Here is a 12,301-nt window from a genome sequence, read left to right on the forward strand (position 1 = left end):
AACCATCTGGTTTGCTGACATAACAGCACTGGCAACCAAGGAGATGCGTGTGAGGCGACTGCCGGGAGTATTATTAGCGACAGCCGCAATAGTCATTATCATTGTGGCTTTGCTTGTCAGTGGATTGCGTTTTCTATTGCCACATATTAATAGCTATCGTCCGCAATTGCTCGCTAAAGTTGAGTCAATTATCGGTGTACCTGTTGATGTTGGATATATTGCGGGAGAATGGGAATCTTTCGGTCCCGTTCTTGAACTACGTGATATTAGTGTGAAAACTGCAAGTGCAGATGTGAAAGCTAAAAAAATCACAGTTGCATTGGATATCTGGTTATCTTTATTAAAAATGCGGTGGAGTTTCCGCGATCTTACTTTTTATCAGTTGCAAGTGAATTACCATCAACCGCTGTTTGATGATCAAAGTGGTAATATATTTTCTCAATCAGATTCGTTTTCTGATCTGTTTCTCGAACAGTTTGACCATTTTAATTTGCAAGATAGCCGCCTGACTTTTTTGACTCCCTCTGGTGAGCAGGCTGATCTGTTGTTACCACGATTAACTTGGCTGAATAAAGATAACCGTCATCGTGCGCAGGGGGAAATAAGTCTCTCTTCTATCAATAATCAGCATGGGAATGTACAAGTTAAATTTGATTTGCATGATACTCATGGCGTATTGGATAACGGTACTATTTATTTACAGGCAGATAATGTTGATATTCACCCATGGCTGAGTCATTGGTTACAGGATAATACCGGGTTGAAAGATGCTGAATTTAGCTTGTCTAGCTGGATTATGCTTAAAGATGGGCGAATTGATGGCGGCCAACTGCAATTACACCGGGGAGAAGCTAACTGGAAAGTTGCTGACAAATTCCACAATCTTTCTGTCAGTGATTTGGTGTTACGGATGCGCCGTCAGGGCAATGGTTGGTTGTTTGATGTGCCTGAGTTGGCAAACCTGGTCACTGATGGTCAGCAATGGCCGTCAGGAAAGACATCAGTGCTCTATATACCGGAAGCTAAGAAGTATGATAGTAAAGATCACTGGCGTATCCGGGCAGAAAATATTCAACTTGAGCGGTTGAATAGCATTTTACCCACTTTTTCTTTTTTGACCCCTGACCTTGTCAGGGATTGGGAACATCGCCAGCCACAGGGGTTGGTAAATCATTTTGCTCTTGATATTACACCGGAACTTGCAGATAACTCGCGCATCAGTGTTCAGTGGCAAGATGTCGGTTGGCAGCGCTGGCAGGGATTGCCTTCCATTGATCATTTCTCTGGCTCTCTCAATGGGAGTTTGCAGCAGGGAGAACTGAGTTTCACGTTGAAAGATAGCGTAGTTGATTATCAAGGTATGTTCCGGGCACCGTTTGAAATATCCCAAAGTCATGGTGAAGTGTTTTGGCAGCAGGATAAACGAGGTTTACAACTTTGGAGTCAGGGGTTGGATTTACAGGCAAAATCGTTGTGGCTCAATGGTGATTTTTGTTATCAACAACCAAAAGAACAGCCTCCGGCGCTAAGTATTCTGGCGGGAATACGGGTTTATGATGCAGGTGATGCTTGGCGATATTTTCCTGAGTCTTTGATGGGAACATCTCTGACTGACTATCTGACGGCTTCAATTATTAAAGGGCAGATAGAAAACGCAACTTTCGTTTTTCAGGGCAATCCAAAAGATTTTCCATTTACAAAGAATGATGGCCAGTTTCAGATTTTTGCTCCACTGCGCCATGCCACTTTCCAATATCAACCAAACTGGCCGGCATTGCAGGATTTGGATATTGACCTTAATTTCCATAATAACGGTTTATGGATGCTTGCTCCGCAAACGGCACTTGGCAAAGTAAAAGTGGGCAATGTTTCAGCGGTAATTTCTGATTACGGTAAAAAGAAATTGTTAATCGACGCGGATCTTCTGGGGGATGGTAAAGATATCCATGAATATTTTACCCATAGCCCGTTAGCAGATTCCGTTGGTAAAACGCTTGATACATTGCAGGTTGGTGGTCAGGTTACTAGTAATTTACATCTGGATATTCCGCTTGATGGTGGCAATGTGGATGCCAGTGGTGAGGTCACTTTAAAGAATAATCATCTGTTGATTAAGCCGTTGGATAGTGAGATGAAAAATGTCAGTGGCCGGTTCCGTTTTAATAATGGTAATTTACAAAGTGATAAATTATCAGTGCGGTGGTTTGGGCAGCCTGTTACTGTTGATTTTTCCACCCAGAATTTACCGAAAAACTATCGGGTGAATGTTGGCTTGAATGCTGATTGGGCAACCGAAAAGTTACCGAACCTGCCACCAGCGATTGCTAAAAAGCTGTTTGGTTCCGTTGACTGGAAAGGTAAAGTAGGTATTAGTTTACCGTATCAAGGTAAGGTTCAATATGATGTGAAAATCGACGCTGATTTGTCACAAATGGGCAGCCAGTTACCCGCCTTGAAAGTAGATGAACTGAGAAAACTTAAAGCCCTGCATATTTTGGCTGATGGTGATATGGGCCAACTGCACGTGAAAGGCATTTTGGGTAAACAGTATGTATTTAATACTCAATGGCGTTTGGCAGGGAAAAATAGTCAACTGTTACGGGGAATTTTACAAAGTAATGGTGACAAAGTTCCTAACTTACCTGAGAAGTCACTATTGGAGTTGAATTTTCCTTCAATTAATGGTGAAGAGTGGTTGGGGTTGATGACTCCTCTGGTTTCTGGTTCTTCATTTTCAGGGGAGTCAATGTTGCCACAGTACCTGCGGGTATCATTCCCATCATTGGATGCGGGAGGACAGCGTTGGGATCAATTATCGTTGGATGTGGAAAAACAGCCCTGGGGGATGCAGATCAGTGCTAATGGTCAGGATATTAACGGTAAGCTTAATATTCATAATAATGGCCCGTGGCAGGTGAATCTGAACCATCTTTACTATAATCCTCAGTGGAACAGCGTTGAGCAACCTGAATTAGATTTGCCTAAGCAATCTCAGACAAATACAACTCAGCGTTATTCGCTGAACCGATGGCCGTCATTAGATATCATCTGTTCTGAGTGCTGGATTATGGGATTGAAACTAGGGAAAGTGTCAGGGGCCCTGATACCAGAAGGCAATGCGTTGGTATTAAAAGATGGCAAGGTGGAAAACAGCGTTAGTAAACTCAATTTGGCCGGTCGTTGGCAGGAAAGTACTGTAGGGAATAATACTCATCTTGTGGGACAATTCTCTGGTGAGAGGTTTGATGAGATGGCATCTTATCTTGGTATGGTTGTGCCAATTGTTAATTCACCGTTTACCTTCCATTTTGATTTTAACTGGCAAGATGTACCTTGGAAACCCGATTTGCAAACGCTGAATGGTGATCTTAAAAGTAATTTAGGCAAAGGTGCAATTGAAAAACTGGGAGGAGGGCGTGCAGGTCAACTACTCAGATTAGTTAGTTTTGATGCTCTGCTGCGTAAATTACAACTCGATTTTAGTGATACTTTTAGTCAGGACTTTGAATTTGACTCAATCCGTGGTGATGCTTCAATAAAAAACGGGATACTCAATACCAAAAATTTACGGGTTGATGGGTTGATTGCTGATTTGACAACGCAAGGGGAGATTGATTTCGTTCGCCAACAGATCAATATAGAAGCTGTTGTCACGCCAGAAATTTCGGCTACTGTTGGTGTAGCAACAGCTTTTGTTATTAACCCAATGGCAGGTGCTGCCCTATTTGCAGCGACTAAGGTTTTGGGGCCATTATGGAATAAGATATCGGTTATTCGTTACCGGATTACTGGTAATTTTGATCAGCCGAAAATTGATGAAGTTTTGCGTCAGCTTAAGGAGAACAGAGGAACATGAGAAACGTCAATGTTGCACTCTTACAGTTATGCAGCGGTGAGAATATCAAACATAATTTGGCGCAAATTGAACAACAAATAAAGCAGTTGCCGGATACTATCAAACTAGTCATGACCCCGGAAAATGCATTGTTGTTTGCTGATGCTGCCCGCTATCGTGAGCATGCAGAACCGCAGGGAGAAGGGCCTTTACAGCAGGCCGTCAGTGATATTGCGCGCCGTTATGGTATCTGGTTATTAATCGGTTCTATGCCGCTTATCAGTCGTGAAAATCCTGAACAGATTACTAGTAGCAGCTTGTTATTTGATGATCAGGGTGAGATCCGCGCACGTTACGATAAAATCCATATGTTTGATGTCAATATTAATGATGAGCATGGAGCATATAACGAGTCGGCCAGTTTCCAGCGCGGGGAACATATTACTGTTGTGGATACACCTGTTGGTCGTCTTGGGATGACCATATGTTATGATCTGCGTTTCCCAGGGTTGTTTCAGGCGCTACGTGAACAAGGCGCTGAATTGATATCTGTTCCGGCGGCATTTACCCGTTTAACAGGAAAAGCACATTGGGAGCCATTGTTACGGGCACGTGCTATTGAAAACCAGTGTATTCTGTTAGCACCCGCTCAGGTTGGTGTACATGGGACTCGCCAGACATGGGGCCACTCAATGGCAGTAGACGGCTGGGGGAAAGTGATAAAGAAAAACCCAGATGCAGTCAGTGCACTACAACTGAATGTCAGGGCTGACAGCCTGAAGATTATGCGTGAGCAGATGAAAGTGGTTAAACATAACCGCTTTCGACCGCAACTGACTTCCCTGATTAAAAAGAATATCGCAAATTAAAGAGTAAGCAATTATGAGTTTAACTTCTGTCAGTGAATATTTACTGACTGCAAATAAATTAAGTCATCAAGATCTGTTTTCAGTATTGGGTCAATTGGCTGAACGCCGACTGGATTATGCCGATCTCTATTTTCAGTCCAGCTATCATGAGTCTTGGATATTGGAAGATCGTATTATTAAGGATGGTTCCTATAATATTGATCAGGGCGTTGGTGTTCGAGCAATCAGTGGTGAAAAAACAGGTTTTGCTTATGCAGATCAGATCACTCTCAATGCGTTGCAACAAAGCGCGCAGGCTGCCCGTAGTATCGTCCATGAAAAAGGGAATGGTAAAGTTCATACCCTTGGAGAAGTGGCTTACTCTCCACTTTATGCAGCAATTGATCCATTGCAAAGCTTTTCCCGTGAAGAAAAGATCGCGTTATTGCAGCGTGTAGATCAGGTTGCTCGTGCTGAAGATCCGAGAGTACAAGAAGTGAATGCCAGTCTGACAGGGGTCTACGAACAGGTATTAGTTGCGGCAACTGATGGTACTCTGGCTGCTGATATTCGTCCTCTGGTACGCTTATCTGTTTCTGTATTGGTGGAAGATAACGGTAAACGTGAACACGGTACTGGCGGTGGCGGTGGCCGTTATGGTTATGAATATTTTCTGGAAATGATGGATGGTCAGAATCGAGCAGAACAATTTGCGCGTGAGGCTGTTCGTATGGCGCTGGTGAACCTTTCGGCTGTTGCTGCGCCTGCTGGTACTATGCCTGTCGTTCTGGGGGCTGGTTGGCCGGGAGTGTTGCTGCATGAAGCGGTTGGTCACGGTCTGGAAGGTGATTTTAACCGCCGTGGTACTTCCGTATTCTCTGGTCGGATGGGTGAGAAAGTCGCTTCTGAACTTTGTACCGTGGTTGATGATGGCACGATAAAAGGTCGTCGCGGATCATTGGCGATTGATGATGAAGGTGTTCCTGGGCAATACAATGTATTAATTGAGAATGGCATTCTCAAAGGTTACATGCAGGACAAAATGAATGCCCGCCTGATGGGGGTAGCGCCGACGGGTAATGGTCGCCGTGAATCTTATGCTCATCTGCCAATGCCTCGTATGACTAACACTTATTTGCTGGCGGGCAATTCTACACCGGAAGAAATTATAGGTAGTGTAGAAAATGGTTTGTATGCACCAAATTTTGGTGGTGGTCAAGTGGATATCACTTCCGGTAAATTCGTGTTCTCGACATCCGAAGCTTATCTGATCGAGAACGGCAAGATTACCAAACCAGTGAAAGGTGCAACGCTAATCGGTTCCGGTATTGAGGCTATGCAGCAGATCTCTATGGTAGGAAATGATCTTGATCTGGATAAAGGTGTTGGGGTTTGTGGCAAAGAAGGCCAGAGCGTACCCGTTGGTGTTGGTCAGCCTACTTTGAAACTGGACAACTTGACCGTTGGAGGAACAGCCTGATTTTTTTGCTGTTTATCTGACATAGATCATCATTAAGGATAGTCATGAAGAAGACTTGGTTAGCAGGTGTGTTACTGACTGTTCTAGTTGTGGCTTATGGCACCTTTGCTAAAGGTGTTGGTACGCAAGGTGTTGAGGAAACACTGGTACAGACTGCGGAAACAGATAGCAGTACTTCGGCAATACAAAGGATTGATAGGCTTACTGAACAGAATAATGTGGTAGCTTACTTACGGCAGAATAATAAATTGCCTGATCTATATATTACCAAAAGGCAGGCCCGCGACTTTGGCTGGAATGCAAAACAGGGAAACTTATGTCAGGTTTTGCCGGGTCGGGCAATTGGTGGTGATAAATTTGCCAATCGTGAGAAAAAGTTACCAATGAAACCGAAGCGTCAGTGGTTTGAGGCAGATGTTAACTATCGTTGTGGGCACCGAGGGAGTGACAGATTGGTTTATTCATCTGACGGTCTGATTTATCTGACGTTAGATCATTATAAAAGCTTTACCCTGATGGAGTAACGTTATGCATAAAGTGGAGTTTGATTTTGACCGAATCCCTGATCTGAATATGTTCTATCAGCAGTTTTCTGAGCAATTTGAGTTAGGAGACGAGTTTGGTAACAATCTGGATGCTTTGTGGGATGTTGTGACAGGAGGAATTGGTTTACCTGTGGAGGTCAATTTTATCCATTTTACGCAGCAGAAAAGACGCCATTTTGCCTCGTTAGTACTCTTGTTTGAAGAAGCGGAAGGAGAACTGGAAGGGGAACTTTGTTTTAATATTGTCCCCTCACAGAATTAGAACCTTGTATACCCGTTATCTTTCAAGTTGCCTCTTTGTTGGCTGCACTCACTCACCCCGGTCACATAGTTCGCTATGCTCCCGGGGATTCGCTCCCTTGCCGTCGCGATACATCTTGAAATCCATTGGGTAATATATTTATGAGCGTTAGGTCGATTCAGCCATATCTTTAAGATACTGGAAAATCTGACGATAAGATTTAGGTGGCTTATTAGCCACCTTTTCTTTTTTGGCATTTCGGATCAGTGTACGCATCTGTTGGCGATCGGTTTGTGGAAAGAGTTCCACAACTTCATCAATAACTTCATCGTTGCCATTAACCAGTTTATCACGCAGCTCTTCTAATTTATGGAACAGAGCAGTTTGCTGATTGTGGCGATTTTTCAGTTTATCAAGTGCGGTGGTAATTGGCTCGACATCTCGGGCACGTAGCATTTTACCGATTAATTGTAACTGGCGACGGCGTCCCTCTCTTTTTATCTTCTGCGCAAGTTCAATGGCCGCTAGCAGATCATCATCCAACGGGATGCGTTCAAGAGCGCTTTTACCGAGATCAACTAATTCTGCTCCTAGCTTTTTCAATGCTTCTGCATCACGTTTAATTTCGCTTTTACTGACCCAAATTATCTCTTCTTCTTCCTCTTCAGCAGGATAATCATTGAGCCAATCTTCAGGCTGCTTTGCCATGGTGGTTTTCCTTTTAAAAAGGCCGGATCAGACAGGTTGATTTTGGAGAATGACCTGTAGCCCGGTGGGTGTTAACATCCTAATATTGTGTATTGTAACTGGGAAAAACCCCTGATTACCACTCGGCATTATCTTTGTGGATAAGATGGTTCTGTTTTCTCGACAGATTTTCCCTTTATTTATCAAATTACGGGTAATTAATGAAAATCATTGATCAAATTGCGGAACAACGCAAACAACTGGAAAATGCGGTTTCACAGGCATTAGAACTGGCAAAAGCGGGTTGTGATGCTGCGGAAGTGGCTGTTAATAAAACAACGGGTATTGGTGTCAGTACCCGCTTTGGTGAAATAGAAAATGTAGAATTCAACAGTGATGGGGCGCTAGGGATCACGGTATATCATCAGCAACGTAAAGGTAGCGCATCATCAACAGACTTAAGCCCGGATGCCATTAACCGTACCGTCCAGGCTGCGATTGATATTGCTCGCTATACCTCTCCAGACCCATGTGCTGGCCCGGCGGATAAAACATTACTGGCGTTTGATGCGCCAAATCTTGATTTGTTCCACCCAACAGAATTGGATGCTGATAAAGCAATTGAATTAGCTGCTCGTGCAGAACAAGCTGCATTACAGGCAGATAAGCGTATTAACAATACTGAAGGGGGAAGTTTTAACAGCCATTATGGTATTCGGGTGTTTGGCAACAGCCACGGTATGCTGCAAAGCTATTGCTCTAGCCGTCATTCGATGTCGAGTTGTGTGATTGCTGAAGTTGATGGTGATATGGAACGGGATTATGCATATACCATCAGCCGCCGTTTTGAAGATTTAAAATCGCCAGAATGGGTTGGGCAGGAATGCGCTCGTCGTGTGTTATCTCGTTTGTCGCCCCGTAAATTACCGACCATGAAAGCACCTGTGTTATTCGCTGCCGAAGTTGCAACGGGTCTTTTCGGTCATTTGGTTGGTGCTATCAGTGGCAGCAGTATTTACCGTAAATCTTCTTTCCTGCTTGATCATCTGGGTAAACAAATTCTGCCATCATGGTTGACGATTGAAGAACGGCCACACTTGTTGGCGGGGCTAGCATCCTCTCCATTTGATAGTGAAGGTGTGTGTACCAGTAATCGAGATATTATTAAGGATGGTGTATTACAAACCTGGCTTCTGACAAGTTATTCTGCCCGTAAACTGGAAATGGCAAGTACTGGTCATGCTGGGGGTATCCATAACTGGTGTATTGCAGGACAAGGGCAGGATTTTGCTGGTTTACTGCGTCAAATGGGAAGAGGATTAGTAGTTACTGAACTGATGGGGCAGGGAGTCAGTGCAGTAACCGGCGATTATTCTCGTGGTGCCGCCGGTTTTTGGGTAGAAAATGGTGAGATTCAGTATCCTGTCAGTGAGATTACTATTGCCGGTAATTTGAAAGATATGTGGGCTAATATGGTCACTATTGGGGATGATATTGAAACTCGTAGTAATATCCAGTGTGGTTCAGTGTTACTGCCGGAAATGAGTATCGCTGGTCAATAAAGGCTCACCCACAAGTTAAATTATGAGCTGAATGTAGTTAGTCGTGTTAAACGGCTAACTCTTCATCTCTAATCGTGAGCACTTCATATCCGTCGTTTGTAACCAAAATGGTATGTTCCCATTGAGCAGATAGTTTTTTATCTCGTGTCACGACTGTCCAACCATCTTTCTTCGTTTTGATTTTTGCGGAACCTTGATTAATCATAGGTTCAATAGTAAAAGTCATACCTTCTTTTAGAATTAAGCCCGAATCACGATGACCATAATGTAAAACTTGTGGACTTTCGTGCATTTCGCGTCCAATGCCGTGACCACAATATTCGCGCACAACACTATAACCTGCTCGTTCAGCGTGATTCTGAATTGCATAGCCTATATCGCCTAAATGTGCGCCTGGTTTCACCACTTTGATGCCTTCCCACATAGCAGCATAAGTTGTTTTTACTAAATTTTTTGCGGGCAATGACGCTCCTGGGAACAGATACATTTTACTTGAGTCGGCAATAAAACCGTTTTTTTCCAATGTGATATCTACGTTAATGATATCGCTGTTTTTAATTTTATAATTTCTATTAGGAATGCCATGACAAACAACTTCATTTATTGAAGTGTTTAATACATATTGATAGCCATATTGCCCTTTACTTGCAGGACGAGCTCCTAAAACATTAACGATAACGTCTTCAACTTTATCGTTAATGTCCATTGTAGTAATTCCAGGTTTAATAAACTGATCAAGCATTCCAAAAACTTGTGCAAGTAATTTGCCAGATTGCCTCATTAACTCTATTTCGGTGGGAGTTTTTATATAAATATTATTCACTATATACTCCTGATAATAATGTATTTTCTTTTTTGAATTGCTGCTGAATTATTTCACTAAACGTCAAATTAGGATTTAATTCTGCGAGCATCCCCATTTTTATCCAGAACTCAGCTTGGGAGTTGATTGAACGAAACATCACACTACTCGCTTTTCTGATTTCTTCGTGTAGTTCATCAGAGATCTTCACAATTCCCATAAAATAGTCCATATATGAAATATATATGAAGCATATGTTATATGTATATTGATATCAACGTTATTGTTTAATATTTAATTCAATAATCTGTTAGATGGCATGGTGTCCAAGTCTTTTATCCGTAGGCTTCTGGTTGGTTTATATGGAGTATTGAGCGGGATTGCCTCTTTGTTGGCTGCACTCACTCACCCCGGTCACAGAGTTATCTATGCTCCCGGGGATTCGCTCCCTTGCCGTCTCGATGCATCTTGAAATCCATTGGGTATATATCAGAACCACTTCTGGTCAATGGTTGCCATTAGAAATACCTGTTAATCAAAGAGTATTTTCTACTCAATGGCCTGGGAATTGGTGGGGTAGAATTGAATTTATACCACCTTCGACATTGAGATGGCAGAATGGGGCACAAATAATGGACCAAGTGATATTGTCAAAATAGGAAATACAGAATATAACTTACGACCACAATAAATAAGTGGTCGTAATCTTATATCTGATCTCATTCTATCTGTGAAAACGGTAAAATAGATTCATCTGCTGTTAACACCCTGTCATTGTTTTTTTCCTTGTTAACGATTGATGGTTCAATATCGTAGCCTATGAGTTCTGATAATATATATTTATTCATTAACCCGCTTAAATAGCCATCTTTATTTTTGAATGACTCTATGAATTGACAGTTATATTGGTGATTATTTGATTTGTACATGAAAGGCACGAGATATTGCTCTCTACCTTTTTGATAACCATGGCCTTTATTAATTATTTCCCCATGATCGGAAGTATATATCAGTGAATAATTGATGTTTTTTTTGTTAATGACCTCGTATATATTCTTTATGACTCTATCTGTATAGTGGATAGTTAAGTCATACTTATCTGCATTAGGTAGTGCTAATTTATCATCATTATCGTAATTCTTATAAGGCATATGGCTACCATGTAAATGAATTACGATGAATCTTTTTTCTTCGTTATCTGAAAGAACGTTACGTAATAAAGCGCTTAGATTGTTATCTTTATAGTTTGTGAGTTTTATTATATCGGATTTTTTTGCGATAAATCCGTATTTGGATGAGTGAAGCCCATCCAGCTCTTGTGAACCCAACCAATAAGTCTTATAGCCGTTTGATTTAGCCATTTCTATTATTGATTTGTTTTTAAATAAGTTTTCTTCGCTTTCAGGTGTATGAAATGCAAGAGACATAGAGATAGAGTTTCTTGTTATTGGTGCGCTAGAATGTGCGTTATTAATTATACATCCTCCGTTAGAGGAAAATATATTATGCATGTTTGGCGTCGTATTTAACTCATATCCATATGCACTATAATGAGTTGATAATGATGATTCACCAATTATAAAAATAATAGTGTCAATATCATTATTTTTCTTTCCTATTATTGAATCGTTGAATTTCTTTATTTCACTTATATCTGCATACTTATCATTTGAATTTCTGGAAATATACAAATAAGCAAAGTCCCCAATGACAGCGGGATATCTGTCTCTTATAAATCGCCCAACTGTTTTATCATCCTCTTTAATGTCTGATAATAATTGCTTATCTATAGCAGAAACACTAAGATAAAATGTAGTAAAAAAAACAAATATAGGTAATGCTTTAAATGATATGTGATAATGAATGTTTCTTGTCTTCTTAATTATTAAGTAAAATAAAGCTATTGTTACGATTATTGCTGGTAGTAACATTATGAAAAATAAATGACTGACCATAGATAATGATTCTTTTTTATTCGTCTCAACAAATGAATCAAGAACTGATACTGATATTCTTTCGCTAAAAATAAGAGAATAATTTATTTGGATGAGAAGAAAGAAAAGGAGTACACCTCCAATACTGTTTAGGATCTTGTTTTTTTCCTTAATTAGAAGGAAAATGGATAATAACAGTGAAAAAGTTGACAAGTGAGGTATACTGGAATCTTTTTGAAAGATGAAAGGATTCAATAGATAAGTTAAACCTAATCCAATAACTATAGCTAAAATATATTTATAATATCTACGATCAATTAATTTCATGTTATTTAATTTTATGAAAAATAAAGTATGTATTATTATA

10 protein-coding genes are annotated in these 12,301 nt (G+C 41.1%); 6 read left to right on the forward strand and 4 right to left on the reverse strand.

Annotated features, from left to right (window positions below; genetic code table 11):
* The first annotated feature begins 43 nt into the window (after nucleotides 1-43).
* From yhdP to EAE89_RS03770, 5 genes are read left to right on the forward strand one after another with little or no spacing between them, the layout of a single operon-like run.
* Complete coding sequence (yhdP, locus tag EAE89_RS03750) at nucleotides 44-3,856, forward strand: AsmA2 domain-containing protein YhdP (protein WP_244866130.1); 3,813 nt, start codon at nucleotides 44-46, stop codon at nucleotides 3,854-3,856.
* On the forward strand, nucleotides 3,853-4,704 hold the full coding sequence (gene nit1, locus EAE89_RS03755; protein ID WP_054477057.1) for a deaminated glutathione amidase: 852 nt from the start codon (nucleotides 3,853-3,855) through the stop codon (nucleotides 4,702-4,704). Before yhdP ends, nit1 begins: the two co-directional genes overlap by 4 nt.
* Nucleotides 4,705-4,717: 13 nt before the next feature.
* Nucleotides 4,718-6,163 carry a metalloprotease TldD gene (tldD, locus tag EAE89_RS03760; RefSeq protein ID WP_054477056.1) on the forward strand — a complete coding sequence of 482 codons (1,446 nt, stop codon included), beginning with the start codon at nucleotides 4,718-4,720 and terminating at the stop codon, nucleotides 6,161-6,163.
* A 44-nt stretch (nucleotides 6,164-6,207) separates the two neighbouring features.
* On the forward strand, nucleotides 6,208-6,687 hold the full coding sequence (locus EAE89_RS03765) for a ribonuclease domain-containing protein (RefSeq protein ID WP_054477053.1): 480 nt from the start codon (nucleotides 6,208-6,210) through the stop codon (nucleotides 6,685-6,687).
* Nucleotides 6,688-6,691: 4 nt separating this feature from the next.
* Nucleotides 6,692-6,970 (forward strand): barstar family protein, encoded by a 279-nt coding sequence (locus EAE89_RS03770; RefSeq protein WP_054477051.1) that lies wholly within the window; start codon nucleotides 6,692-6,694, stop codon nucleotides 6,968-6,970.
* A 147-nt stretch (nucleotides 6,971-7,117) separates the two neighbouring features.
* Here the strand turns inward: EAE89_RS03770 and yjgA are convergent, their stop codons facing one another.
* Nucleotides 7,118-7,657, reverse strand: a complete 540-nt coding sequence (gene yjgA / locus EAE89_RS03775; RefSeq protein ID WP_054477049.1) for a ribosome biogenesis factor YjgA — start codon at nucleotides 7,655-7,657, stop codon at nucleotides 7,118-7,120.
* Between the two features lie 200 nt (nucleotides 7,658-7,857).
* Between yjgA and pmbA the strand changes: the two genes are divergently transcribed.
* Nucleotides 7,858-9,198 carry a metalloprotease PmbA gene (pmbA, locus tag EAE89_RS03780; RefSeq protein ID WP_054477047.1) on the forward strand — a complete coding sequence of 447 codons (1,341 nt, stop codon included), beginning with the start codon at nucleotides 7,858-7,860 and terminating at the stop codon, nucleotides 9,196-9,198.
* A 46-nt stretch (nucleotides 9,199-9,244) separates the two neighbouring features.
* Here the strand turns inward: pmbA and map are convergent, their stop codons facing one another.
* From map to EAE89_RS03795, 3 genes are all read right to left on the reverse strand, one after another.
* Nucleotides 9,245-10,021, reverse strand: a complete 777-nt coding sequence (gene map / locus EAE89_RS03785; protein ID WP_054477045.1) for a type I methionyl aminopeptidase — start codon at nucleotides 10,019-10,021, stop codon at nucleotides 9,245-9,247.
* Nucleotides 10,014-10,220 (reverse strand): ParD-like family protein, encoded by a 207-nt coding sequence (locus EAE89_RS03790; RefSeq protein ID WP_054477043.1) that lies wholly within the window; start codon nucleotides 10,218-10,220, stop codon nucleotides 10,014-10,016. The genes map and EAE89_RS03790 overlap by 8 nt, the downstream gene beginning before the upstream one ends.
* A 499-nt stretch (nucleotides 10,221-10,719) precedes the next feature.
* Nucleotides 10,720-12,261, reverse strand: a complete 1,542-nt coding sequence (locus EAE89_RS03795) for a phosphoethanolamine transferase (protein ID WP_054477041.1) — start codon at nucleotides 12,259-12,261, stop codon at nucleotides 10,720-10,722.
* Nucleotides 12,262-12,301: the final 40 nt, after the last annotated feature.

This window comes from Photorhabdus heterorhabditis (assembly GCF_018448905.1).
GTDB lineage: Bacteria > Pseudomonadota > Gammaproteobacteria > Enterobacterales > Enterobacteriaceae > Photorhabdus > Photorhabdus heterorhabditis.